25 protein-coding genes are annotated in these 24,640 nt (G+C 73.9%); 13 read left to right on the top strand and 12 right to left on the bottom strand.

Annotation, left to right across the window (positions count from 1 at the left end; all coding sequences use genetic code 11):
• The first annotated feature begins 114 nt into the window (after positions 1-114).
• Positions 115-711: a DUF1707 SHOCT-like domain-containing protein gene (locus IE258_RS17185; protein ID WP_229892153.1), complete on the top strand. Its 597-nt coding sequence runs from the start codon at positions 115-117 to the stop codon at positions 709-711.
• A gap of 7 nt (positions 712-718) precedes the next feature.
• Here the strand turns inward: IE258_RS17185 and IE258_RS17180 are convergent, their stop codons facing one another.
• The 3 genes from IE258_RS17180 to IE258_RS17170 form a co-directional block, all read right to left on the bottom strand.
• A complete protein-coding gene (locus tag IE258_RS17180; RefSeq protein WP_189744357.1) occupies positions 719-1,783 on the bottom strand; it encodes a LacI family DNA-binding transcriptional regulator in 1,065 nt (354 codons plus the stop codon).
• 225 nt (positions 1,784-2,008) lie between these two features.
• Positions 2,009-2,212 (bottom strand): DUF5999 family protein, encoded by a 204-nt coding sequence (locus IE258_RS17175; RefSeq protein ID WP_007388206.1) that lies wholly within the window; start codon positions 2,210-2,212, stop codon positions 2,009-2,011.
• A gap of 328 nt (positions 2,213-2,540) precedes the next feature.
• The gene (locus tag IE258_RS17170; protein WP_189744355.1) at positions 2,541-3,125 is read right to left on the bottom strand and encodes a hypothetical protein; all 585 of its coding nucleotides are present in this window, start codon (positions 3,123-3,125) and stop codon (positions 2,541-2,543) included.
• Between the two features lie 560 nt (positions 3,126-3,685).
• Here IE258_RS17170 and IE258_RS17165 point away from each other — a divergent pair.
• Both IE258_RS17165 and IE258_RS17160 read left to right on the top strand, forming a co-directional pair.
• The gene (locus IE258_RS17165) at positions 3,686-5,203 is read left to right on the top strand and encodes a glutamate-cysteine ligase family protein (protein ID WP_189744353.1); all 1,518 of its coding nucleotides are present in this window, start codon (positions 3,686-3,688) and stop codon (positions 5,201-5,203) included.
• An 82-nt stretch (positions 5,204-5,285) separates the two neighbouring features.
• On the top strand, positions 5,286-6,113 hold the full coding sequence (locus IE258_RS17160; protein ID WP_229892152.1) for a CPBP family intramembrane glutamic endopeptidase: 828 nt from the start codon (positions 5,286-5,288) through the stop codon (positions 6,111-6,113).
• 46 nt (positions 6,114-6,159) lie between these two features.
• On the opposite strand, the gene IE258_RS17155 is transcribed toward IE258_RS17160, so the two are convergent.
• The 3 genes from IE258_RS17155 to IE258_RS17145 form a co-directional block, all read right to left on the bottom strand.
• A complete protein-coding gene (locus IE258_RS17155) occupies positions 6,160-6,969 on the bottom strand; it encodes a PhzF family phenazine biosynthesis protein (protein ID WP_189744351.1) in 810 nt (269 codons plus the stop codon).
• Positions 6,970-7,066: 97 nt separating this feature from the next.
• Positions 7,067-7,702, bottom strand: a complete 636-nt coding sequence (locus IE258_RS17150) for a response regulator (RefSeq protein ID WP_189744349.1) — start codon at positions 7,700-7,702, stop codon at positions 7,067-7,069.
• Positions 7,699-8,913 carry a sensor histidine kinase gene (locus IE258_RS17145; RefSeq protein WP_189744347.1) on the bottom strand — a complete coding sequence of 405 codons (1,215 nt, stop codon included), beginning with the start codon at positions 8,911-8,913 and terminating at the stop codon, positions 7,699-7,701. The genes IE258_RS17150 and IE258_RS17145 overlap by 4 nt, the downstream gene beginning before the upstream one ends.
• A gap of 173 nt (positions 8,914-9,086) precedes the next feature.
• Here IE258_RS17145 and IE258_RS17140 point away from each other — a divergent pair, with 173 nt between their 5' ends.
• From IE258_RS17140 to IE258_RS17130, 3 genes are read left to right on the top strand one after another with little or no spacing between them, the layout of a single operon-like run.
• The gene (locus IE258_RS17140; protein ID WP_189744345.1) at positions 9,087-10,178 is read left to right on the top strand and encodes an ABC transporter permease; all 1,092 of its coding nucleotides are present in this window, start codon (positions 9,087-9,089) and stop codon (positions 10,176-10,178) included.
• Positions 10,175-10,930: an ABC transporter ATP-binding protein gene (locus IE258_RS17135; protein WP_189744343.1), complete on the top strand. Its 756-nt coding sequence runs from the start codon at positions 10,175-10,177 to the stop codon at positions 10,928-10,930. Before IE258_RS17140 ends, IE258_RS17135 begins: the two co-directional genes overlap by 4 nt.
• Entirely contained in the window at positions 10,923-11,585 is a 663-nt protein-coding gene (locus tag IE258_RS17130; RefSeq protein ID WP_189744341.1) for a PadR family transcriptional regulator, read from the top strand. Before IE258_RS17135 ends, IE258_RS17130 begins: the two co-directional genes overlap by 8 nt.
• A gap of 146 nt (positions 11,586-11,731) precedes the next feature.
• Here IE258_RS17130 and IE258_RS17125 read toward each other — a convergent pair whose 3' ends face one another.
• Entirely contained in the window at positions 11,732-11,899 is a 168-nt protein-coding gene (locus IE258_RS17125) for a hypothetical protein (RefSeq protein WP_189744339.1), read from the bottom strand.
• A gap of 220 nt (positions 11,900-12,119) precedes the next feature.
• Here IE258_RS17125 and IE258_RS17120 point away from each other — a divergent pair, with 220 nt between their 5' ends.
• From IE258_RS17120 to IE258_RS17110, 3 genes are all read left to right on the top strand, one after another.
• Positions 12,120-12,659, top strand: a complete 540-nt coding sequence (locus IE258_RS17120) for a Clp protease N-terminal domain-containing protein (RefSeq protein ID WP_159324819.1) — start codon at positions 12,120-12,122, stop codon at positions 12,657-12,659.
• A 96-nt stretch (positions 12,660-12,755) separates the two neighbouring features.
• Positions 12,756-13,760 carry an EamA family transporter gene (locus IE258_RS17115; protein ID WP_189744337.1) on the top strand — a complete coding sequence of 335 codons (1,005 nt, stop codon included), beginning with the start codon at positions 12,756-12,758 and terminating at the stop codon, positions 13,758-13,760.
• Positions 13,761-13,947: 187 nt separating this feature from the next.
• Positions 13,948-14,898: a DMT family transporter gene (locus IE258_RS17110; protein ID WP_189744335.1), complete on the top strand. Its 951-nt coding sequence runs from the start codon at positions 13,948-13,950 to the stop codon at positions 14,896-14,898.
• Between the two features lie 49 nt (positions 14,899-14,947).
• On the opposite strand, the gene IE258_RS17105 is transcribed toward IE258_RS17110, so the two are convergent.
• Complete coding sequence (locus tag IE258_RS17105) at positions 14,948-15,634, bottom strand: pyridoxamine 5'-phosphate oxidase family protein (protein WP_189744333.1); 687 nt, start codon at positions 15,632-15,634, stop codon at positions 14,948-14,950.
• A 35-nt stretch (positions 15,635-15,669) separates the two neighbouring features.
• Between IE258_RS17105 and IE258_RS17100 the strand changes: the two genes are divergently transcribed.
• Positions 15,670-17,007 carry an aminotransferase class I/II-fold pyridoxal phosphate-dependent enzyme gene (locus IE258_RS17100; RefSeq protein WP_189744331.1) on the top strand — a complete coding sequence of 446 codons (1,338 nt, stop codon included), beginning with the start codon at positions 15,670-15,672 and terminating at the stop codon, positions 17,005-17,007.
• An 11-nt stretch (positions 17,008-17,018) separates the two neighbouring features.
• Here the strand turns inward: IE258_RS17100 and IE258_RS17095 are convergent, their stop codons facing one another.
• On the bottom strand, positions 17,019-18,023 hold the full coding sequence (locus IE258_RS17095) for a DMT family transporter (protein ID WP_189744329.1): 1,005 nt from the start codon (positions 18,021-18,023) through the stop codon (positions 17,019-17,021).
• 74 nt (positions 18,024-18,097) lie between these two features.
• On the opposite strand from IE258_RS17095, the gene IE258_RS17090 reads away from it, so the two are divergent.
• The gene (locus IE258_RS17090; RefSeq protein WP_189744327.1) at positions 18,098-19,009 is read left to right on the top strand and encodes a LysR family transcriptional regulator; all 912 of its coding nucleotides are present in this window, start codon (positions 18,098-18,100) and stop codon (positions 19,007-19,009) included.
• A gap of 51 nt (positions 19,010-19,060) precedes the next feature.
• Here IE258_RS17090 and IE258_RS17085 read toward each other — a convergent pair whose 3' ends face one another.
• Together IE258_RS17085 and IE258_RS17080 are read right to left on the bottom strand one after the other, a co-directional pair.
• Positions 19,061-19,528, bottom strand: coding sequence for a pyridoxamine 5'-phosphate oxidase family protein (locus tag IE258_RS17085; protein WP_189744325.1), 468 nt, complete (start codon positions 19,526-19,528; stop codon positions 19,061-19,063).
• A complete protein-coding gene (locus tag IE258_RS17080) occupies positions 19,525-20,022 on the bottom strand; it encodes a Rieske (2Fe-2S) protein (RefSeq protein WP_127896577.1) in 498 nt (165 codons plus the stop codon). The genes IE258_RS17085 and IE258_RS17080 overlap by 4 nt, the downstream gene beginning before the upstream one ends.
• A 376-nt stretch (positions 20,023-20,398) precedes the next feature.
• On the opposite strand from IE258_RS17080, the gene IE258_RS17075 reads away from it, so the two are divergent.
• Entirely contained in the window at positions 20,399-22,009 is a 1,611-nt protein-coding gene (locus tag IE258_RS17075) for a S8 family peptidase (protein WP_189744323.1), read from the top strand.
• A gap of 97 nt (positions 22,010-22,106) precedes the next feature.
• Here IE258_RS17075 and IE258_RS17070 read toward each other — a convergent pair whose 3' ends face one another.
• Entirely contained in the window at positions 22,107-23,090 is a 984-nt protein-coding gene (locus IE258_RS17070; RefSeq protein WP_189744321.1) for a helix-turn-helix domain-containing protein, read from the bottom strand.
• A 183-nt stretch (positions 23,091-23,273) separates the two neighbouring features.
• Here IE258_RS17070 and IE258_RS17065 point away from each other — a divergent pair, with 183 nt between their 5' ends.
• Positions 23,274-24,626 carry an aminopeptidase P family protein gene (locus IE258_RS17065; protein WP_229892163.1) on the top strand — a complete coding sequence of 451 codons (1,353 nt, stop codon included), beginning with the start codon at positions 23,274-23,276 and terminating at the stop codon, positions 24,624-24,626.
• Positions 24,627-24,640 lie beyond the last annotated feature (14 nt).

The raw sequence follows: 24,640 nt of genomic DNA, 5'->3' as shown, positions 1-24,640 counted from the left end.
GTGGTGGACGCGGGGTTGGCCGTTGGGTATAACGCGATATAGCGTTAGTCGGCGCAGTCTGCCGCAGTGGTCTGGCGTTCACACGGGATGCCACGGGAGATCGGGGTTCGAACCATGTCGGTGCAGCCCTCGCAGAACGGCGCGATGCCCGCGCTCCGGGCCTCGCACGCGGACCGGGACAGGGCGGTGGACGTGCTGAGTGCCGCCGCCGGCGACGGCCGGCTGACCGCCGAGGAGCTGGACGAGCGGGTGGGGGCGGCGCTCACCGCGCGCACCCAGGGGGAACTGGCCGCGCTCACCGCCGACCTGCCGGGCGCGGCGGACCGCGTCCAGGTTCCCGCCGCCAAGGACGTCGTCCGTATCGACCAGGAGGGAGCGTCCACCCGGCGGGGCGAGGGCTGGGTGGTGCCGCGGCGGATGGAGATCCGGTCGGCCTGGGGCGAAGTGACGCTCGACCTCGCGCGAGCCGTGATCACGCACGACACCCTCCACATCGACCTCGACATGCGTGCCGGAGCGCTGAAGGTCGTGACCCGGCCCGGCATCGTGGTGGACACCGACTCCCTGGCGACGAGCTACGCGGAGGTGAAGACCCCGCGGGCCGTCGACCCGGGGGTGCCCGTGGTGCTGAGGGTGGAGATCACGGGCGAGATCAGCTGGGGGCAGGTCGTGGTGCGCTCGCCGCGCCGCAGGCTGGGGCGCCGGTCGTAGGGGGTGCTCAGCCGAGGACTGCCGCGGAAGCGGGCGGCGGTGCCGTGCTGGAGCGCAGGATCAGGTCCGTGTCCAGTTCGAGCCGTGCCGGGTCCGGATGTCCGTCGCCGGCCGGGTGGAGCACCGTGCGCGCGGCCGCCCTGCCCATGTCGGCGAGCGGCTGGCGCACGGTCGTCAGGGGCGGTGCCGACCAGCGGACCTCCGGAAGGTCGTCGAAGCCGACGACGCTCATGTCCTGCGGCACCCTCAGCCCCCGTCGGCGCAGCGCCTCGATCGCGCCGAGCGCCATCTGGTCGCTGGTCGCGAAGACGGCCGTCGGCGGCTCGGACAGGTCCAGCAGGGTGTCGCAGGCCGTGAAGCCGGACGCGTGGCGGAAGTCGCCGGGGACGATCAGGGACTCGTCGACGGGGACGCCTGCGCCGTCCAGTGCGGCGCGGTAGCCGTCGTGGCGGGCGCGCGAGCACAGCAGCCGCGGGGGCCCGGCGATCAGGCCGATCCTGCGGTGCCCCAGCGCCAGCAGGTGCTCCGTGGCCAGCATTCCGCCCGACCGGTTGGCGGCGCCGACGGTCGGCACGTCCAGGGCGGGGGAGCCGGCGGGGTCGACGACGACCAGCGGTACGCCGAGGACGCGCAACTCCTGGTGGAGCACGGGATCCAGGGCCGAGGTGACGAGGACGACACCGTCGGAGGCGCGGGCCCGCAGATTGAGCATCCACTGACGGGCGTCGCCCGAGCGTCCGTGGATCGCGGAGACCACGGTGGCGACCCCGGCGGCGTGGGCCACCTCCTCGACCCCGCGGATGATCTCCACGGCCCAGGGGCTGTCCAGGTCGTTGAAGACCAGGTCGATCAGGGCGGCCCGGCGGCCGGGGGCCGCGGCGCGCTTGCGGTACCCGTGGCGGCGCAGCAGTTCCTCCACCCGCGCCCTGGTCCGGGGCGACACGTCGGAGCGGCCGTTCACGACCCGGGACACGGTCGGCACCGAGACGCCCGCGCGGCGGGCGATGTCCGTGATGGTGACCCTGCCCCGGCGGCCGGCGGTCGTTCCCGCCCGGACCTCGTCTGCTGCCACTTCCCCCACCTCCGCCGACACCGACCCCGAAACCTCCAGGAGTCTTCCGGAAACCGGACGCTCGGGGGAAGGAGCGCCGAGCCAGGAAACCGGGCCGTCACCGTGTCGGGCCGGGAAGGACACGCGGAGTGACCGGCCCGGGACGCGCGTGGGGGCCGGTGCGCAACCGTGGCTGCGGGCCGGCCCCTTGGTACACCGGGCGCGGTGACACCGCCCGGCCGGTGGTCAGGCGGCGGTCGTCAGGCCCGCGCCGACCGGGCGGTGCGGGGCGATGGCCCGACCGTCCGGCAGTAGCTCACCGGTGTCCTCGAAGAGGACGACACCGTTGCACAGCAGGCTCCAGCCCTGCTCCGGGTGGTGCGCCACGAGACGGGCGGACTCCCGGTCGGCGGAGACGGCTGAGGGGCACGGTGGCTGGTGCTGACACATGAGTGGGGTCTCTCGGTCTGTGATGATGGATGAGTTCGTGGTCTGGTCTGTGCTGCGGCGTGAAGCCTCGTTCATGGCCGCCCCCCGTTGTTTGAGTCGTCCGGACCCAGTGTTGCCCCACGGGCGTCGATCCGCAGGTATTTGGCAGCACCGCTTCTCACAGGTTGATGACGCGTCACCCGCGCGGACGGTTCAGCGCAACTGCACTGTCACTTCGGATGGTTCGGCATGGCCGATTGGGGCTAGTCCGCGCGGGTGGGGCAGGGCGACGGGGTACGGGGCGATGGGGGGCGACGCGGGTGTGGCAGTACGGGGCGACGGGACCGGATCAGGCGGGCGAACCCAGCAGCCGTGTCGGCGTCACCCGGTCCGTGAGGACCGGCAGCAGTTCGGCGACCCGGTGCGGCCGGTGCGCCGCGATGCCGGGCGGGGCCGGCGCCAGCGGCACCAGCAGGTCGGTGGCCGCGGGGTGCCCGGACGCGGGGTCCGCGGCGCAGTCGCCGTGCAGCCACAGCGTGAGCATGTACAGCTCGGGAACCGACAGCAGCCGCGGCTGGTAGGACTGGGCCACCGACTCGGCCTGTCGCAGCGCGCGCTCGGTCGAGGCGACGTAGGGGCCTTCGAAGAAGTGCGAGAACGCCCAGCCGTCGGGGGTCAGCCTCGTCTCGGCCGCCGCCACCGCCCGGTCGCCGCACCGGATGTGGAACCGCCAGCCGGCCAGTCGCGTCGCCGCCACGCCCTCCGCCGTGACCCGGTCGAGCACGTGCACGGGCAGCGGCAGTTCGGGTGTGGCGGGTCCCTGGGCGGCGAGCAGCGCGGGGGTCCGGGCCTCGCGGACCGCGGTGGGCGAGGAGAGGGCGGTGAGGACGGAGCGCAGGGCGGGCGCGGGGGCCTGGGGGACTCGCAGGGGCATGATGGGTCGCCTCTCATTCGAAGGCACGGTGGCGCGAGGGCGGAGCTGGGCGGACGACGCTGTCGGCTCACAGGGCTGGGGAAGGCAGGGGCCGGGGCCGGGAACCGAGATGCGGGAGAGCCCTGCCGCGCGTCAGCTCGACGGCGGGATCCTTCGACCGTGGGCGCCGATCCGCTGCCTTGTTCGCGGAGTTTATACGACACGTGTTCAGACTGTGTTTCGGCTAGCCGATTCCGGCAACCTGTACAAGGTTGAATTCGGCCGCCGATATGCGGGAATCCTCCGGATTCCGGACCGGGTGTACGGCGATGACCTCGGGGAATGTTCACCGAGTGGACGGCCAATTGTCGTCGGCGTTTTTCACGAGTTGTCGGCCCCGGAAACTGCTCGACGTGCCATGCCCGGTGAATGTGCCACCGGTCACACCGGCACAGCGTAGCGGCTGCCGGGCCGGTGCGGGGACGTTATCGATCGCTTCGGCTGGGCATCATCCCACCTGACCGGCCACCGGCCAGCGGCGGCCGGATCTTCCACTCATCGCTCCGAGAAGGGACTCTTCCATGGGGGAGAAGGTCGCGGCAGGTCAGTACGACCTGTCCGATCGCCAGCGCTACCGCGAGAAGCTCCAGCGGTGCCTGACGGGCCTGGAGCGACTTCTGGCGGAGAAGCGGTTCGACCGTCCGAAGAACCTGATGGGGCTGGAGATCGAATTGAATCTCGTCGGTGCCGACGGGATGCCGAAAATGTTGAATGCGCAAGTCCTCGAGCGCATCGCGAGCCGGGACTTCCAGACAGAACTCGCCATGTTCAACCTGGAAGTCAACATTGCTCCCCACCGCATGGGCGGCCGGGTATTCGACCGGCTCGCCGAGGAGATCCGTACGTCCCTGGCATATGCGGACCGCAAGGCGGGCGAGGTGGACGCGGGAATCGCGATGATCGGCATTCTGCCGACGCTGGACCGGGACGACCTGGTCTCCTCCAACCTGTCCGCCGTCGACCGGTACGCCCTGCTCAACGAACAGATCGTGGCCGCCCGTGGGGAGGACTTCACTCTCGACATCGAGGGCGTCGAGCGCCTGACCTGCACGTCCAAGTCGATCGCCCCCGAGGCGGCCTGCACCTCGGTGCAACTCCACCTCCAGGTCACCCCGGACCGCTTCGCCGACGTGTGGAACGCGGCCCAGGCCGTCACCGCCGCCCAGATCGCCCTCGGCGCCAACGCGCCCTTCCTCTTCGGCCGCGAGCTGTGGCGCGAGTCCCGGCCCCCGCTGTTCCAGCAGTCCACCGACACCCGCCCGCCCGAACTGCAGGCCCAGGGCGTGCGGCCGCGCACCTGGTTCGGGGAGCGCTGGGTGACCTCGGCGTACGACCTCTTCGAGGAGAACCGGCGCTATTTCCCGGCGCTGCTGCCGATCTGCGACGACGAGGACCCGCTGGACGTCCTCGACGCGGGCGGTGTGCCCTCGCTCTCCGAACTGGTCCTGCACAACGGCACCGTCTACCGCTGGAACCGCCCCGTCTACGACATCGCCGACGGCGTCCCGCACCTGCGCGTCGAGAACCGCGTCCTGCCCGCGGGCCCCACCGTCACCGACGTCATCGCCAACGCGGCCTTCTACTACGGGGTCGTGCGCGCGCTCGCCGAGGAACCCCGGCCGGTGTGGACCCGGCTGCCGTTCGAGGCCGCCGCCGCCAACTTCGAGGCCGCGTGCCGCCACGGCATCGACGCCCGCTTCGAGTGGCCCAGGCGCGGCCGCCTCGGCGGCACTGTCGAGGTCGACGCCGCCGTCCTCGTACGTGACGAACTGCTGCCGCTCGCCGCGGCCGGTCTCGACGCGTGGGGGGTGGAGCCCGCCGACCGGGACCTCTACCTCGGCGTGATCGAGGAGCGCTGCCGACGCCGGGTCAACGGCGCGTCCTGGCAGGCGGCCACGTTCCACCGCGCGCTGGAGGCGGGAATGTCCCGGGAGGCCGCGCTGGCCGCCACTACCCGCCGCTACGTCGAGCTGATGCGCGAGGGAGAGCCGGTGCACCTGTGGCCGGTGGGCCTGCCGGAACCGGTGCCGCTGAGCTGACCGCAGCCCCGGCCCGCCCCCGCCGCGCGCCGCCCCATACTGATCGGGCAAGCTGTGACGTCCCAGCTGGAGGCAGGTGTGCATGGCGGAGGCGGGCCCGGTGGACGATGCGTTCCCTCAGAAGCGACTCGGCGAACAGCCCTTGACCGAGGAGCGGCTCTCACGGCGGATCCTGCGTGACGAGACGCTGCTCGTCCTCGCGCTGTCGCTCGGTGCGAGCGGTGTGTCCGCGCTGATCAGCTTCATCGGCTCGGTCACCCGGCCGGGCGGCCTCAAGGACCAGGCGGCCACCCTCAACGCCTCCGCGGCGCCCGGCCGCCCCTGGCTCGACCTGGCCTGGCAGCTCTTCGGGATCACCACGGCACTGGTCCCGGTGGCCCTCGTCGCGCACTTCCTGCTGCGCGAGGGGCGCGGCCTGCGCACCCTCGGCTTCGACCGCGCCCGCCCGTGGCCCGACCTGGGCCGCGGCGCGGCCGTCGCCGCCGTCATCGGCAGCACCGGCATCGCCTTCTACCTCGCCGCCCGCGGCCTCGGCTTCAACCTCACCGTGGTGCCCGAGGCCCTGCCCGACGTGTGGTGGAAGTACCCCGTCCTGATCCTCTCCGCGGTGCAGAACTCCGTCCTGGAGGAGGTCATCGTCGTCGGCTACCTGCTGCGCCGGCTGGACCAGCTCGGCTGGGGAGCGGGCGCGTCGCTGGCGGCCAGTTCCGTGCTGCGCGGGTCGTACCACCTCTACCAGGGGATCGGCGGGTTCGTCGGCAACATGGTGATGGGCGTCGTGTTCGTCTACCTCTACCGCCGCTGGGGCCGCGTGGGCCCGCTGGTGGCGGCGCACTCGCTGCTCGACATCGGGGCCTTCGTCGGCTACGGGCTGCTCGCCGGGAAGGTGGAGTGGCTGCCGACGGCGTGACCGCCGGGCCCCGCGCCCCTTCGCGAGGAGCAGGGCCCGGTGCGGGTCAGACCAGCAGCTCGCCGTCGATCACCGTCACCGCGTGCCCGCTCAGCAGCGTGCGCCCACCGCGCAGTTCCGTGCGCACCCGGCCGGAGCGGGACGACGCCTGGAGCCCGGTGAGGTCGGGGCGGCCGAGGCGCTCGGACCAGAAGGGCGCCAGCGCCGTGTGGGCACTGCCGGTGACCGGGTCCTCGTCGATGCCGACGTTGGGGAAGAAGCAGCGGGAGACGTAGTCGTAGCCGCGGGACGGGTCCTCGGCGCGGGCGGTGGCGATGACGCCGCGCTCGGAGTGGGCGGCCAGCGCCGTGAGATCCGGGGCCAGGCCGCGGACGGTCTTCTCGTCGGCGACCTCCACCAGCAGGTCCCCGATGTTCGGCCCGGTGTCCAGGACGGTACGCGGTTCGGCGCCCAGGGCCTCGGCGACACCCGACGGGGTCTGGACCGGCGTGAGCGGCGCGGTCGGGAAGTCCAGGGTGATCGTGCCGTCCTCGCGGGGTGTCGCGGTCAGGACGCCGCTGCGGGTGGCGAACCGCACCGGTCCTTCGTGGGCGCCGGTGGTGTGCAGGACGTGGGCCGTGGCGAGCGTCGCGTGGCCGCACATCGCCACCTCGGTGGCCGGCGTGAACCAGCGCAGCGCCCAGTCCGCCTCGGCGCCCGCCGGCAGGCGGTGGGCGAACGCCGTCTCGGAGTGGTTGACCTCCAGGGCCACCCGCTGGAGCCGGTCGTCGTCCGGGAAGGCGTCGAGGAGCAGGACCCCGGCGGTGTTGCCGGCGAAGGGGCGGTCGGTGAAGGCGTCGACGATTCGGATGCGCATGCTCCGACGCTAGGGCCTGCCGAGGGTCGCGGACCAAGGCCAATTCCGTAGTGCTGGACCGCTTCTCGCGGAACCGGCGGGTCCGTCCCGTGCCCGGTCAGCGGCGGATCAGCCCGAGGGACGTCGCGGTGGCGACGGCGGCGGTGCGCGAGTCGACGTCGAGCTTGGCGTAGACGCGGGCCAGATGTGACTTGACGGTGCCCTCGGTGAGGTGGAGCCGGCGCCCGATGGCCTGGTTGGACAGGCCGTCGGCCACCAGCGCCAGGACCTCGGTCTCGCGCCGGGTCAGCGTGGTGCCGGGGGTGCGCAGCCGGTTCATGAGCCGGTCGGCTACGGCCGGGGCCAGCGCGGTGCGTCCGGCGGCGGCGGTGCGCACGGCGTCGGCCAGGTCCTCGGGCGGCGCGTCCTTGAGGAGGTAGCCGGTGGCACCGGCTTCGATGGCGGGCAGGGTGTCGGCGTCGGAGTCGTACGTGGTGACGATCAGCACGCGCGGCGCCCCGGCTCGGGCGGCGATGGCGGCGGTGGCCTCGGCGCCGCTCATGCCCCTGCCGAACTGCAGGTCCATGAGCACGACGTCGATGTCGCCGTCCGCGGCACGTGCGACGGCCTCCTCGGCGGTGGCGGCCTCGGCCACCACCTGCATGCCGGGCTCGGTCTCCAGTACGGCGCGCAGACCGGCCCGGACCACCGGGTGGTCGTCGGCGAGCAGCAGGCGGATGGGGGTGTCGGTCACGGGCGGGCCTCGGGTTCGGTGGGCGGGGTGAGGGGCAGCCGGGCGGCCAGGGCGGTGCCGTGGCCGGGGGCGGACTCGACGGTCAGGGCGCCGCCGAGGGCGTCCAGTCGGGCCCGCATGGCGGCCAGGCCGAAGCCGCCCGCTTCGGGGTCGGCAGGGGGCAGCTCGTCCGGATCGAACCCGGTGCCGTCGTCGACGACGTCGAGGGCGACCTGGTCGCCGAGGTGGCTGAGGGTGATCTCGGCCGTGTTGGCGTCGGCGTGGCGGACCGTGTTGGCGAGGGCCGACTGGGCGATGCGCAGCAGAGCGACCTCGTGGGCGGTCGGCAGCGGCGCGGGTGCGCCGGTGAGGTGGAAGCGGGCGGTGATCCGGTGCCGGGCGGACGTCGTCGCGCACAGGCGTTCCAGGGCGCCGGCCAGGGTGGTGCCCTCCAGGGTGGGCGGGGTCAGTGCGGCGACGAAGCGGCGGGCCTCGGCGAGGTTGTCCACGGCGGCCTGCCGGGCCGCCACCACGTGACCGGCGGCGGCGTCGGGCCGCCCGGGCAGGGCGCGCTCGGCGGCGCGCAGCAGCAGCTGGATGCTGGACAGTCCCTGGGCGAGGGTGTCGTGGATCTCGCGGGCCAGCCGCTCGCGCTCGGCGAGCACCCCGGCGGTGTGCTGGGCCCGGGCGAGGTCGGCGCGGGTGTCGGTCAGCTCCTCGATCAGCCGTCTGCGCTGCTCGCTCTCGCGGTACAGGGCCTGGTATCCCCACACCACCGCGACGGCGACGGCGGCGCCGAGCGTGGGGCCGATCACCATGGCCGGGCCGAAGGAGCCGGTGTGGGCGGCGTATCCGGCGACGGCCGCCACGGCGGTGAGGCTCACGGCGGCCGGGCCGGCCCGGCGCGACAGCAGGTGGAGCTGGAGGAAGTACAGCGGAAAGGCCACCCACACGGCCTCGGGGGACAGCCCCAGCAGCACCAGCCATACGGCACCCACGGCGGCCAGCCACCAGGCGGCGACCCGCCGGACGAGACGGACGCGGGGCAGCACCGGCCCGACCGCGTACACCAGCCCGCACACCGCCGCCACGGCGGCGATCGCCCCGGCGTGGGGCCGGCCGTCCGTCACGGCCCGGGCGGCGACCAGGACGAGCAGACCGACGACCAGCAGGTGCAGGCACCAGGCCAGGGCGCGGGTGGTCGGGGTCAGGGCGGGGGCGGAAGCGTTCACAGTGCGTTCCAGGCTACGAAAGGCGGGCGCCCGGCGGCCTCCGTCGAAAGTTACAACCCGCGTGCCGACTTCCGGCCCGTGAAGTGCGGTCCTGCGCCGGACGCGCGGGCGGGGGGCCGACGGCGACGGTGGGGGCGTACCGCTTCCACCGCCGGAAAGGACAGGCCGGGACCGTGTTCGTCGCCTGGAGAGACCTCGCATTCGCCAAGGGGCGCTTCGCCCTGATGGGGACCGTCATCGTGCTGATCACCCTGCTGGTCGGGCTGCTGTCCGGGCTGACGGCGGGGCTCGGCCGGCAGAACACCTCCGCGATCACGGGACTGCCCGCCGACCGGATCGCCTTCCGGGCGCCCCGCGGCGGCGACCTGTCGTACGCCGACTCCACGGTCACCGAGGGGCAGTGGCGGCAGTGGTCCCGGGCCCCCGGCGTCGAGGGCGCCGAACCGCTCGGCATCACCACCACCAAGGCCACCGCGGGGGACCGGAGCACCGGCGTCTCCGCCTTCGGCGTCCGGCCCGGCTCTCCTCTCGCCCCCGACGGCGGCGGGATCGACGACCGGTCGGCGGTGCTGTCCACCACGGCCGCCGAAGACCTCGCGGTGCGGCCCGGGGACTCCTTCGCCCTCGCCGGACAGCGGCTGAGGGTGGCCGCGGTGCGCGGCGACGCCTCCTTCAGCCACACCCCGGTCGTCTGGACCAGCCTGGACGTGTGGCGGCAGGCCGCGCCTCCCGCCGCCGACGGTGGCGGTGACGGCCCCACGGCCACCGTCATCGCGCTGAACACCACCCACGGGGCCGACGTGGCGGCCGTCGACGAACAGGTCGGCACCAGGACGGTCACCACCGCCGACTCGCTGTCCGCGATCGGTTCCTACACCTCCGAGAACGGCTCCCTCCAGCTGATGCGCGGCTTCCTGTTCGCCATCTCCGCCCTCGTCGTCGGCGCCTTCTTCACCGTGTGGACCGTCCAGCGCAGCGGTGACGTCGCCGTCCTCAAGGCGCTCGGCGCCTCCACCGCCCATCTCCTCAAGGACGCCCTCGGTCAGGCCGTCGTCCTGCTGGTCGGCGGCACCCTCGTCGGCACCGGCCTCGCCGCCGTCCTGGGAGCACTCGTCGCGGGCTCGGCCGTGCCCTTCCTCCTCACGCCCGCGACCGTCCTGGTCCCGGCCGCCGTGACGGTCCTCCTCGGAGCCCTCGGAGCCGCCCTGTCCATCCGCCGGATCACCTCCGTCGACCCGCTGACCGCCCTGGGGAGCGCCCGATGAGCCTGAACCTGACCGACGTGACCCTCACCTACCCCGACGGCGGGGAGCGCCTGACCGCGCTCGACCGGGTCAGCCTGGAGGTCCCCGCGGGCAGCCTGACCGCCGTGGTCGGCCCCTCCGGCTCCGGCAAGTCCAGTCTGCTGGCCGTGGCCGCCACCCTCATCACCCCCGACGCCGGGACCGTCACCGTGGACGGCACGCCCACCACCGGTCTGAGCCGCGGTGAGCTGACCGCCCTGCGGCGCCGCCGGATCGGCATCGTCTTCCAGCAGCCCAACCTGCTGCCGTCCCTCACCGCCGTCGAGCAACTGCAGGTCATGGCAGGGATCGACGGCCGCAGGCCGCGCTCGGCCCGGAGCCGGGCGATGGAGCTCCTGGACGCGGTCGGGCTGGCCCCCCAGTCGGGCCGCCGTCCCCACCAGCTCTCCGGCGGCCAGCGCCAGCGCGTCGCCCTGGCCCGGGCCCTGATGAACGACCCCACCGTCCTGCTGGTCGACGAACCCACCAGCGCCCTCGACCACGAACGCGGCGCCGCCGTCATCGACCTGATCACCCGCCTCACCCACCAGCGGGCGAGCGCAACCGTCCTGGTCACCCACGACCGCACCCACCTCACCGCCGCCGACCGGATCGCCGAGGTCCACGACGGCCGCCTGTTCCCCTCGGCAGGGGCTTGCACCGCGATACGTTCCGATATATCGTTGAGGCATCGCGACAGATCAACGACTGAATGGAGTGATGGCGATGCGTAACCACGGATACGAGCGTGGACACGGTGGACACGGCCCCGGTCACGGAGAGGGCGCCGCGTCCGGGCCCTTCGGCCGCGGCGGCTTCGACGGCCGGCGCGCGGCGTTCGGCCCCTTCGGGCCGGGCGGTCCCGGCGGCGGCCCCGGTGGACCCTTCGGGCCGGGCTTCGGCCACGGGGGCCCCTGGGGCGGCCGAGGACGCGGCGGGCCCAGGGGAAGGGCACGGCGGGGCGACGTGAGGGCGTCGATCCTGGCCCTCCTGAAGGACCGGCCGATGCACGGCTACGAGATGATCCAGGAGATCGCCGAGCGCAGTGGCGGGGCGTGGAAGCCCAGCCCCGGTTCGGTGTACCCCACCCTCCAGCTGCTGGAGGACGAGGGGCTGATCGCCAGTGAGAGCGAGGGCGGCAAGAAGCTCTTCGCGCTCACCGACGCGGGCCGCACCGCGGCCGAGGAGGGCCCGGAGGCCCCCTGGGAGGAGGCCTCGCGGGGCGTCGACTGGGAGGCTCTCAACGACATCCGTCAGGCCGGGTTCGGACTGATGGAGGCATTCGGCCAGGTCTGGAAGACCGGCAGCAAGGAGCAGCGGGAGAAGGCGCTCGCCGTCATCGGCGACGCCCGCAAGAAGCTGTACCTGATCCTCGCCGACGAGGACTGACGGCGGGCCCGCCCGACGAGGGCCGACGCCACCGAGGACGGTGCCCCGCGGAGTGCATCCGCGGGGCACCGTCGTGTCTGGATGCCTCGGGCGGGCCCGGGGGGAGTGGTTCGGAGGCGCGGTCCGGGGGAGGGGCCGGGCGGCGTTCAGTCGACCCGCCGTATCACCGCCGCGTCGAAGACGTCCCACGCGCGCGGGAAGGCGCTCTCGTCGTGGCAGTGCCAGGCGTCCCAGAACAGGTCGGCGGGCAACGCCTCCGCGGGGGCGTCCACCCGGTACACGTACTGCCTGCCGTCCACGGCGGGCAGTGCCACGAGCCAGCACCTGCTCCTCATGCCCCGGTTCGACCCGCGAGCAAGCGATTCGGTTGCCCCAGGGGGCGCGCGGCAAGTCGGCGCGCGCCCGGTCGGCCGGAACGGCCTGATCTCATCCGCAAGGAGGAGATTCCGTCCCGGCGGGTCCACTCTGTGTGGGACGACGAAATGCTTCCCCTCGGGGATGACCGGGCCCCGCGGGACTGATGAGCTGGGAGATGTGCAACCCCGTATCCCCCGGCAGTCGGCCGGCGAGCAAGGCGGCCGGTGGCCGGACGGCACCGACCTCGATGACCGGTTCAGCGCGGAACTGGCCTCGGCGGTCTCCGGTGCCCGCCGCCGGGCGGTGCGGGACGGGGACCGGCAGATCGACACGGCCCATCTGCTGCACTCGCTGCTGGAGTGCGACGCGCAGGCCCGTGAGCTGCTCGGGGACGGACCACGGATCGCCCGCGTCCTCGGCTACCTGGTGCAGCGCAGCATCGGCTACGGCCTGCGCTGGCAGAGCTCCGTCGAGGACTCCGGTGCCGTCCCCGTCGTGACCGGCGCCGCCGGGTTCTCGCCGCCCGCCGCGGCGGCCATGGAGGACGCCTGCGCCCGCGCGGTCCGGCGCGGAGCCACCCGGGCCGGTGGCGTGGACCTGCTCGCCGCCCTGGTCGCGGACCCGCGGACGCGCGCCGGCGAGGTGCTGGCCCGTGCCGCCGTCGAACCGCACGCCGTGCTCGCCCGGGTGGAGAGTCATTTCGAGCCGACCCCCTGAGGCCCCACCCGTCTCTTCCGCCGCAGGTGCCTCGGCCGTCCAGTCGGTGAGACAGGTGTCATCGGGGGTGACGGTCATGTCGACCCCTGTCATCATGTGCCGGTGCATACGTCTGACAGCGCTCGCGGCAACCGCGGCAAGGGAACCGGGCTCGGCCTCGCACTGGCCTCCGCGGTCGCCTTCGGAGGATCCGGAGTCGCGGCCAAACCGCTGATCGAGGCCGGACTGGACCCGCTGCACGTGGTCTGGCTGCGGGTGGCCGGCGCGGCCCTGGTGATGCTGCCGCTCGCCGTGCGCCACCGCGCGCTGCCGCGCCGCCGCCCCGCACTGGTCGCCGGGTACGGCCTGCTCGCCGTGGCCGGTGTGCAGGCCTGCTACTTCGCGGCCATCTCACGCATCCCGGTGGGCGTCGCGCTGCTCGTCGAGTACCTGGCGCCCGCCCTGGTCCTCGGCTGGGTGCGGTTCGTGCAGCGGCGGCCGGTCACGCGGGCCGCCGCGCTCGGCGTGGTCCTGGCGGTCGGCGGCCTCGCCTGCGTGGTCGAGGTCTGGTCGGGGCTGGGCTTCGACGCCCTCGGACTGCTGCTCGCCCTCGGCGCCGCCTGCTGCCAGGTCGGCTACTTCGTCCTGTCCGACCAGGGCAGCGACGCGGGCGAGGAGGCGCCCGACCCGCTCGGCGTCATCGCCTACGGCCTGCTCGTCGGCGCCGCCGTGCTCACCCTCGTCGCCCGGCCCTGGTCCATGGACTGGTCCGTCCTCGGCGGCACCGCCCCCATGGACGGCACACCCGTCGCCGCCGCCCTGCTGCTGGCCTGGATCGTGCTCATCGCCACCGTGCTCGCCTACGTCACCGGCATCGTCGCCGTGCGCCGGCTGTCGCCGCAGGTCGCCGGGGTCGTGGCCTGCCTCGAAGCGGTCATCGCCACCGTCCTGGCCTGGGTACTGCTCGGCGAGCACCTCTCCGCCCCGCAGATCGTCGGCGGCGTCGTGGTGCTGGTCGGTGCCTTCATCGCCCAGTCCTCGACCCCGGCGAAGGGCTCCGCGGACCCGGTGGCCAGTGGCGGGCCCGAAAGGGAGTTGTCGAGCCGGGGGACGGCGACCTAGGGTGCGGATCATGCATTCCGACGCACTCGTCCTCCCGCCTCCGGCCGCCTGAGGCGGGCCCCTGTGACGAGCCCGGCGCGCTGTCGCCGGGCCGGACGGTGCTGCCCGCAGACGAAGGTCCCCGCGTCCCGGTCGTTCCGGGCCGCTCCGAACTTCCGCGCCTCGTGCGCGTCTGCGGAGAGAACTCGTGTCGAATGCCGTATCCGGCCTGCCCGTCGGGCGTGGCCTCCTCTATCTGATCGTCGCCGGTGTCGCCTGGGGCACCGCCGGTGCCGCCGCCTCGCTGGTCTACCGCGCCAGCGACATGGGGCCCGTCGCACTGTCGTTCTGGCGTTGCGCGGTGGGGCTCGTGCTGCTGCTCGCCGCCCGCCCGCTGCGCCGGCGGGCGCGCCCGGCCGTCCGCGAACCGTTCGCCCGCAAGGCGCTGCGGGCCGTCGTCACCGGTCTGGGGCTCGCGGTGTTCCAGACCGCCTACTTCGCCGCCGTGCAGTCCACCGGTCTCGCCGTGGCCACGGTCGTCACCCTCGGCGCGGGGCCCGTGCTGATCGCCCTCGGCGCGCGCCTCGCCCTCGGTGAGCACCTGGGGGCGGGCGGCGCCGCGGCGGTCGTCGGCGCGCTCGCCGGGCTCGTGGTGCTCGTCCTCGGCGGCGGGGGTACGACCGTCCGCCTCCCGGGAGTACTCCTGGCCCTGCTGTCCGCCGCCGGGTACTCGGCGATGACGCTGCTCACCCGCTGGTGGGGCCGGGACGGCGGGGCGGACGCCGCCGGCACCTCCGTGGGGGCGTTCGCCGTCACGAGCCTGTGCCTGCTGCCGCTCGCCCTGGCCGAGGGCCTGGTGCCGCACACCGCCGAACCGGTCCGGCTGCTGTGGCTGCTCGCGTACGTCGCCGCCGTCCCGACCGCGCTCGCCTACGGGCTCTACTTCGCCGGCGCGGCCGTCGTCCGGTCCGCGACCGTCTCCGTGATCATGCTTCTCGAGCCGGTCAGCGCGGCGGCGTTCGCCGTCCTGCTGCTCGGCGAGCACCTCACGGCGGCGACCCTGGCCGGCACGCTGCTGATGCTCGGCTCGGTCGCGGGGCTCGCGGTGGCGGAGACACGGGCGGCGCGGGAGGGGCGGACGCGACCCACGCCGGCGTGACGCCGAGGGACCGCCACAGGGGGACCGGCGCCTTTCGTGCGCGCCGGTGTCACCCGGCCGACAGGTAGTCGGGCAGCGCGGTGCCGGGCACCAGGGCGGGATCGGCGACCGGAGCCCCGTACCCCTTGCGCAGCGGGACGAGACCGGCCCAGTGCGGGAGGGCGAGGTCCTCCGGCTCGTCGTTCACCCCGCCGGTGCGGAGCTTGGCGGAGACCTCGTCCAGGTCGAGGCGGATCACGGCGGTGGCGGCCAGCTCCTTCTTGCTGGCCGGCCGGGAGTCGCGGGAGCGGCCCGGGACGACGTGGTCGACCAGGGCGTCCAGGGCCGTGCGCCGCTCCTCGGGGTCCGTCACCTCGTACGCCGTGCCGTGCACCACCACCGACCGGTAGTTGATCGAGTGGTGGAAGGCCGAGCGGGCCAGCACCAGCGCGTCCACGTGCGTCACCGTCAGGCAGACCGGCAGCCCCGGGTCGGCCGCGCCCGTCATCCGCAGCGGGCGCGAGCCCGTCGAGCCGTGCACGTAGAGCCGCTCGCCCACCCGGCCGTACAGCGTCGGCAGAACCACCGGGGCGCCGTCGCGGACGAAACCGAGATGGCAGACGTAGCCCTCGTCGAGTATCGCGTGCACCAGCTCCTTGTCGTAGGACGCCCGGTCCGGGGAGCGGGTGGGGACGGTGCGGTCGGTGGGCGGGTAGGTGTCGGTCGGCTGCGGCGGCGTCCCCGTGGTGCCCTGCATGGCGTTCTCCATTGCACTAGTGCATAATTGGCTTTGTGCTAGGAGAGTATCGGATCACAGGACGGGGTGCAGCGGAGATTTCCGCGAGCGTCGAGCGTGCGGTGGGCTCGGGAGAGCTGCGGCCGGGGCAACCGCTGCCGCCGATGCGGGAGTTGGCGCAACACCTCGGGGTGAATCCGAACACGGTCGCCGCCGCCTACCGCACTCTGCGCGAACGGGGGGTCATCGAGACGGCCGGGCGACGGGGCAGCCGGGTGCGCGCGAAGCCGGCCACCACCGGGCGGGAGTTCATCCGCGTCGAGGTGCCCGCGGGGGTGCGCGACGTGTCCGACGGCAATCCGGACCCGGCGCTGCTGCCCGCGCTGGGCCCGGTGTTCGCCGCGGCGGCCGGGCAGGGCGATCGCGAGCCGGTGCTGTACGGGCACGCGCCCGTGGACCCGGAGCTGGCCCGCGTCGCGCGGGCCGAACTGGACGCCGACGGCGTGCCGGACGGGCCGGTGGCGGTGACGTCCGGGTCGCTGGACGCGATGGAGCGGGTCCTCGCCGCCCACCTCAAGGCCGGTGACACCGTCGCCGTCGAGGACCCGGGCTGGGGCAGTCTCCTGGACCTGGTGCCCGCGCTCGGCCTGCGCACGGTCCCCGTCGGAGTCGACGACCAGGGACCGCTGCCCGAGGACGTACGCCGGGTCCTCGCGGCCGGTGCCCGTGCCCTGGTGGTCACGGACCGCGCGCAGAACCCGACGGGCGCCGCGGTGGGACCGGCACGTGCGCGTGCCCTGCGGTCCGTCCTGCGCGACCACCCCGGGACGCTGCTCATCGAGGACGACCACGGCCACGGCATCGTCGACCTCCCGCTGCACCCCCTCGCCGGTACGACCCGCAGCTGGGCCTTCGTTCGCTCCGCCGCCAAGGCGTGCGGCCCCGACCTGCGGCTCGCCGTGCTCACCGGGGACCCCGTCACGCTCGACCGGGTGCGGGGGCGGCAGCGGCTCGGCCCCGGCTGGGTCAGCCGCATCACCCAGCGGGCCGTGGCCCGGCTGTGGGCCGACGGCGCGGTGGACGGGCGCGCGGTGGCGGGGGTGTACGGGCGACGCCGGGACGCGCTCCTCGGCGCCCTCGCCGAGCACGGGGTCACCGGACAGGGGCGCAGCGGCATGAACGTGTGGATCCCGGTGCCGGACGAGACCGGTGCCGTGGCCCGGCTCCTGCACGCCGGGTGGGCCGTGGCCCCCGGCGCGCGCTTCCGGCTGGCCGCGCCGCCCGGCATCCGGATCACCGTCTCGACGCTGGGGGAGGAGGACGCCGGGCCGCTGGCGGCGGCGGTCGCGGCGGCGGTGGGGCCGGGCGCGGGGCCGCCCCGGAGCTACGTCTGAGGGGCCGCTCCTCAGACCCGCGATCCTTGGCGTGCTCTGCGTGCCGTCTCGGGGGTGACGCCCGGGGTGACGGGCGCGGGCGCGCTCCGGTCGCGGTCGGTCCTGGGGCGGGACTGGGCCAGTGCCGCACCGGCGAGGACGACGGCCGCGCCGACCGGTGTCGACCAGGACAGCGACTCGCCGAGCAGCGCGACGCCCGCGGCCGTGGCGATGACCGGGGTGAAGTACGTGACCATCTGCGCGGTCGTCGGGCCGATCTCGGCGACCAGGTCGTACTGGATCAGGAAGGCCAGCCCGGTGCCGAGGACGCCCAGGGCCGCGACCGCCAGCAGCGGGAGCACCGGGAAGCTGGTCGGTACCGAGGTGAACAGCGGTGTCACGACCGCCAGTTGCAGGGTGGCCAGGCCCAGCTGGGCACCGGTCAGCGACAGGTGGGAGTGGCGGGAGCCGGCCAGGGTGCGGCGGACGTAGATCCAGCCGACCGGGTAGCTGAACGAGGCCAGCAGGGCCAGCGCCGTGCCCGTGACGTCGAGGCCGTGGAATCCCTGCCAGACGCCCAGCACCGTCAGGACGCCGAGGAAGCCGATGCCGAGACCGGCCACCCGGCGGCGCGTCGGGCGGTCCTCGGACAGGGCGACCAGCGACAGGGCCATGCCCCACAGGGGCGAGGTGGCGTTGCAGATGCCCGCCAGCGACGACGGGATGGTCAGCTCCGAGAAGGCGAACAGGGAGAACGGCAGCGCGTTGAGGAGGAATCCGGCGACCGTGAGGTGCACCCACGTCCACGCGCCGCGCGGGAGCCGCTCCCGCTTCACCGCCATCGCCGCGGCGACCACCGCCGTACCGAACGCCAGCCGTCCGAGCGTGACCTGGAACGGGGCGAAGCTCTCGGTGCCCACCTTCATGAAGAGGAAGCTGAAACCCCAGACGAGCGAGAGGACCCCGAAGCGCAGCCGCCAGTCGAGGACACGGCGGGCCGGGGAGGGGACGGAAGGGGACGCGGCGCTGCTGCTCATGCAGGCAACGATGAGGCAGCAGACCTCGTAGCACAATCGAGATTTCGCACCGAATATCTCGTAGCATTGCTTACATGTTGAACCTGGAGCGCCTGCGGACCCTCGACGCCCTCGCCCGGCACGGTTCGGTCAGCGGTGCCGCGGCCGGCCTGCACATCACCACCTCGGCCGTCTCGCAGCAGATGGCCAAGCTGGAGCGCGAGGCCGGCCAGCGGCTCCTCGCCAAGAACGGGCGGGGCGTGCGCCTCACGGACGCCGGCCGGCTGCTCGCCGAGCACGCGGCCCGCATCCTCTCCCAGGTCGAGCTGGCCCAGGCGGACCTGGAGGCGCAGCGCGGCCAGGTGGCGGGCGAGCTGCGGTTGTCGGCGTTCCCGACGGCCGCCCGCGGGCTCTTCCCCGCCGCGCTGGCCGCCCTGCGTGCCGAGCACCCCGTGCTGCGCATCCGCTCCTCGGAGCTGGAGCCGGAGCGCGGCATCAACGGCGTGGTCCGCGGTGACCTGGACCTGGCCGTCGTGCTCGACTGGTACAACAAGCCGATGCCGCTGCCCGACGGCCTCGTCAAGGCACCGCTCCTGGACGATCCCGCCGACGTCGCCATGCCCGTCGGCCACCGGCTCGCCGACCGGGACGAGGTGGACCTCGCCGAGTTCGCCGAGGACGAGTGGATCACGTGGGGCGAGGGCGAGTTCTGCCACGAGTGGCTGATGTTCACGCTGCGCTCGAAGGGCATCGAGCCGATCGTCGGCCACCGCGCCGCCGAGACCCACACCCAGCTCGGGCTGGTCGCCGCGGGGCTCGGCGTGTGCATCGCGCCCCTGCTCGGGCGCCACCCGATGCCCGCCGCCGTGGTCACCGTGCCGCTGAAGCAACGGGTGCGCCGGCACGTGTACGTCGTCTGGCGCGCGGACGCCGACCGCCGCCCGTCGATCCGCGCGGCGGTGGACGCGCTGCGGGCGACGGCACGGGAGGTGGGCGAGGCGGGGTGAGCGACCGGAGTGGGGGAGGTGCCCGGCGGGGGGCCGCCGGGCCCGCCGGGGCTATCCGGACGTCAGCTTGCGGAAGTCCCAGGAGACGACCTTCTCCGGCGTCAGCCGCAGCCAGGCGTGCCGCCCGTCGTGCGGCATCTCCTGGACGCCGAAGTTCTTGCGGGCGAACAGCGTCTCCGGGAAGTCGAGTTCGGCGCACAGCCCGCCGGTGCGCGGCACCTCCCCCACGAACTCCACCCGGCCGGACAGCTCCGCGCCCCGCAACTCGTCGTACTCCTCACCGGTGTCGACGACGATCGCCACCCGCGGATCGCGCCGCAGGTCCGTCCAGCGCCGGCTGCGCACGACCGAGTACAGCCACATCGACGCACCGTCCCAGACGAACCAGAGCGTGCTCACGTGCGGGGCGCCGTCGGCCGAGACGGTGGCGACCCGGCAGGTGCGCTGGGTGGTGAGGAACGCCTCCAGCTCGCCGGGGGTCATCATGATCCTGCGCCCCCGGCGCTGCGCCACGGTCATCCGGCCAGCCGGATCGAGTCCCCGCTGACCGTGATCTGCACGGCGGGCAGCGGCTTGGGCGCGGGGCCGCCCTGCACACTGCCGTCGGTGATCGAGAAACTGCTGTTGTGGCACGGGCAGTTGATGAGGCCGTCGGCCACGCTCTTCACGGCGCAGCCCTGATGGGTACAGGTGGCGGAGAACGCCTTGAAGTCGCCCGCCGCGGGCTGGGTCACCACCACCTTCTGATCGGGGAAGACCTTCCCGCCGCCCTCGGGTATGTCGGCCGTCGCCGCGAGGGCGGCCCCGGCCCCCGCGTTCTCTCCGCCGCCCGAACCGCCGCCGCCCGCCTCCTGGGAGGGGCTGCCGGAGGGAGCGGTGCCGGTGTCGCCGGACGCGTCGTCGTCCGAACCTCCGCAGGCGGCCAGCACGGCGCCGAGAGACGCCGCTCCGGCCGCCGCCACGACGGTACGACGGGCCGGTCCCGTTGCGGGATGAAACGATGCGCTGGTCATGCTGGGGTCCTTCCGGGGTGGATGCGTGATGATCTGCCGAGAGGTACGGCCCCGCGGGACGCGTTGTTCAGCGTCGGCGGCCGTCACCGCCGACAGGTTGCCGAGCGACTCCGCCCGCGTCTCCGCCCGCCACTGCGGGCGTCGTACCGGGCGCCGCAATTACTTGCGTGTCCGTGCCGGTGCCACCCGGATAGGCGCGCGCCGGGCCGGTGCCTAGGTTCCCTTCCACGAGACACCGTCGCACCGATCCGCGCCCCGGGGGCCTGGACGGCGCAAAAGGTGACTTGAGCCATGAACTCACCGCTTGTCATGCGCACTACATGTCCGTACTGCATCCCCGCATCGCATCCCCACACCGCATCCCACGGAGACGCCCATGAAGCTCACGAAGTTCGACGTCCGCCTACGGGGGCTGCTCGCCGCCGGTGCCGCATCCGCCCTGCTCGTGGGCGCCGCGGCCACCAGCGGAGCAGCGGCCCCCGTACCGCCCGACGACGGCGCCCGCATCGTCGGTGCCGACCGCGCCGGAGCGGTCGAGGGCTCCTACATCGTCACCCTCGAGGACAGCGTCGCCAGAGCCGACATACCCGCCTCGGCCAAGGCGCTGGCCAAGCGTCACGGGGGCAGCCTGCGCTACACCTACACCACCGCCCTGCGCGGCTTCGCGGTGCGGATGACGGAGCGGCGGGCCGAGGAACTCGCCGCCGACCCGTCGGTCGCCCGCGTCGAGGCCGACGCCGTGGCCTACGCGGTCGGCACCCAGCCCAACCCGCCCTCCTGGGGCCTGGACCGCATCGACCAGCGCGACCTGCCGGTCGACCGCTCCTACACCTACCCCGGTGGCGCCTCCGACGTCACCGCCTACGTCGTCGACACCGGAGTACGCCTTAGCCACGACGACTTCGGCGGCCGCGCGGTCAGCGGCTACGACTTCATCGACGACGACTCCAACGCCTCCGACTGCCAGGGGCACGGCACCCACGTGGCCGGCACCGTCGGCGGTGCCTCCCACGGCGTCGCGAAGGACGTCCGGCTGGTCAGCGTGCGGGTGCTCAACTGCCAGGGCACCTCGGGCAACACCTGGGCGCCGGTCCTCGCGGGCATCGACTGGGTCACCAGGAACGCCGACGGCCCCTCGGTGGCCAACATGAGCATCGGCGGCGGCAGGACCCAGTCCGTCAACGACGCGGTCGACGCCTCCATCGCCTCGGGCGTCACCTGGGTGGTCGCGGCCGGCAACAACAACGCCGACGCCTGCTCCTACTCGCCCTCGTCCACCCCGGCGGCCATCACCGTCGGCGCCACCGACAGCCGCGACGCCCGGGCCAGCGGCTGGTCCAACGGACAGGGCTCCAACTACGGCCCCTGCCTGGACATCTTCGCCCCCGGCGACAACATCGTCTCCGCCTCCAACGCGGGCGACTCCGCCTCCCGCGCCGACAGCGGCACCTCGATGGCCTCCCCGCACGTCGCCGGTGCCGCCGCCCTGCTGCTGTCGGCCCACCCGGACTGGTCCCCCGCCCAGGTCCGCGAACGACTGGTCGCCGACGCCACGTCCGGCAAGGTCACCGACCCCCGCAACGGGTCGCCCAACCGCCTGCTGTTCACCGGCACCGGTGGCGACACCCCGCCGCCCTCCGACGGCGAGCGGTTCGAGAACACCGACGACTACCCGATCCGGGACGGGGTCACCGTCGAGTCGCCCCTCACCGTCACTGGCGTCAGCGGCAACGCCCCCGCCGACCTCTCCGTCACCGTCGACATCCGCCACACCTACCGCGGTGACGTGCGGGTCGAGTTGGTCGCTCCCGACGGCGGTGTCTTCCTGCTGAAGGACTACGGCGCCTACGACAGCGCGGACGACGTCCGGGGCACGGTCGCCGTCGACGCCTCCGGCACCCCCGCGAACGGCACCTGGAAGCTCCGGGTGACCGACAACTGGGTCAACGACACCGGCTACGTCAACGCCTGGTCGCTGCAGTTCTGAGCCGACGGCCCGTACGGCGTCGTGAAGACGCCGCTGCGCTGCCGACCACGTCGACGACCCCCGTCCGGGACCGGGCGGGGGTCACGGCGTGGCGGGCTCACAGCCAGCCCGCGCGCTGGGCCTGCAGGGCCAACTGGAAGCGGTTCGCCGCGCCGAGGCGGGCCATGAGGACCTGCAGCCGCCGGAACAGCGTGCGTCGGCTGATGCCCAGCTCGCGGGCGGCCACCTCGTCGGTCGCGCCACCGGCCAGGAGCCGCAGCAGGCGCCGGTCGGCCGACGGGAGCCCGGCGGGGCGGGCCGCGACTCCGTGCAGCGGGACGGCGTCGCGCCAGGTCTGCTCGAACAGCGCCGCCAGCGCGGAGAGCAGACCGCAGGGCTGCACCACCAGCATGGTGTTGTGCACATCGACGTCCTTGATCGACAAGGACACCAGCGCGTACGCCTCGTCGATGATCAGCAGCTTGACCGGTACCGACGGCAGCACCCTGGCCTGCTCGCCCGCCTCGACGCAGGGTTCGATGACGTGCTCGAGCTGTCCGGGCAGCTCCAGCGCCTCGCGCGCGTAGACGACGCGCTGCGTCACCCCGCGGGCCAGCGTCGCGAGGGCGTCGTCGGTCGCGCCCGGCAGGTGGACGTAGGGCGGGGACTCGAACTGCCGGATCTGCTCGCGGGCACTGGCCCACGCCTGGCGCATCCGCGGTCCGATGGCCTCCCCGGTGACGACCTCGACGAGGTCGTCGTTGTAGGCGGCGAGCCGTCGGCGCCTGAACGACTCGAACGCGCCCCCGACCGCGACGCGCGACTCCTCCAGCTCGGCCGCCCGGTGCCGGGCGAGCACCTCCAGACCCGCCGCGGGGGGCACCGGAGCCACCACGTCCGTGTCCCCGGCCGCGGCACTGGCCAGGCCGGTGTCCGCAAGGGTCGCGTACGCGGCGCCGAGCCGGGCCCCGCTCAGGCCGGTCGCCGCGCCGATCGCCTCCAGCGGTGCGGGGGACAGCTCCAGCAGGGCCAGATAGACCCGGCAGGCCGTGGGATCGAGCCCCAGCACGCGCAGGGACTCGCCGAGCTTCTCGTTCACCATGAGTCGATTATCGGCCCCGCCGGTCCGTGGTGGCCGATCAGTGCCACTGGCACTCCTGAGCCCCGCAGCCTGCCGGGACTCGGTACCGTCCGGCGGAAGAATCGGCGAAGGAAGGTGCACGACGTGGCGAACCGTCGGAAGAACAGCCTGTACCCGAAGCTCTCGGCGGAGCTGTCCGCCCTGATGCGCACGGGCTGGGCGGACACGGAGCGGCACGACCTCCAGCCCGCCGAACAGGCCCCGTACGCGGCCCGCCGCCGAGCCGCGCTCTCCGCGCGGTTCCCCGGCGAGCGGCTGGTGGTCCCCTCGGGCAACCTCAAGGTCCGCTCGAACGACGACACCTACCCGTTCAGGCCGTACTCGGGCTACGTGCACCTGACCGGCGACCAGGCCCGGGACGGGGCCCTGGTCCTGGAGCCCCGCGCGGAGGGCGGACACGACGCCTACTGCTACCAACTGCCCAGGGACAGCCGCGACGACGACGAGTTCTGGACCGGCGCCCACGCCGAACTGTGGACCGGCCGGCGCCGCTCGCTGGCCGAGTCGGAGCGCGTGCTCGGCCTGCCGTGCCGCGACGTGCGCACCGCGGCCGCCGACCTGGCCGCCACCCGGGGTGTGCCGACCCGGATCGTGCGCGGGGTCGACCCCGCCCTGGAGGCGGCCGTCACCACCGACGCCGAGCGCGACGCCGCGCTGGAGGACGCGCTGAGCGACCTGCGCCTGGTCAAGGACGCCTGGGAACTCGGGGAGCTGCGCAAGGCGGTGGACTCCACGGTGCGCGGCTTCACCGACGTCGTGGGCGAGTTGTCCCGGGCGGTCGCCTCGTCGGAGCGGTGGCTGGAGGGCACCTTCTTCCGCCGGGCGCGCCTGGAGGGCAACGCGGTCGGATACGGCACGATCTGCGCCGCGGGCGAGCACGCCACGATCATGCACTGGACGGACAACGACGGCCCGGTCCGCCCGGGGGACCTGCTGCTCCTGGACGCCGGTGTGGAGACGCGCTCCCTCTACACCGCCGACGTCACCCGCACCCTGCCGATCAGCGGCACCTTCACGCCCCTGCAGCGGAAGGTCTACGACGCGGTGTACGAGGCCCAGGAGGCCGGGATCGCGACGGTCAAGCCGGGCGCCGCGTACCGCGACTTCCACGAGGCCGCCCAACGCCACCTGGCGGCACGGCTGGTGGAGTGGGGCTTCATCGAGGGCCCCGCCGAGCGGGCGTACGAGCTCGGTCTGCAGCGTCGCTTCACCATGGCCGGCACCGGTCACATGCTGGGCCTGGACGTCCACGACTGCGCGCGGGCCCGCACGGAGGAGTACGTGGACGGCCTGCTGGAGCCGGGCATGTGCCTGACCGTCGAGCCGGGCCTGTACTTCCAGGCGGACGACCTGACGGTGCCCGAGGAGTGGCGCGGCATCGGCGTGCGGATCGAGGACGACCTGGTCGTCACCGAGGACGGCCACGAGAACCTGTCGGCGGGTCTGCCGCGCAGCGCGGACGAGGTCGAGGCATGGATGGCCCGCTTCGCGGGCTGAGCCCACGGCACGGA

This window comes from Streptomyces tendae, assembly GCF_014650435.1.
Taxonomy (GTDB): Bacteria; Actinomycetota; Actinomycetes; order Streptomycetales; family Streptomycetaceae; genus Streptomyces; species Streptomyces tendae.
Note: the sequence above shows the minus strand (reverse complement) of the source record. Positions and strands in the feature narration are given on the sequence as shown.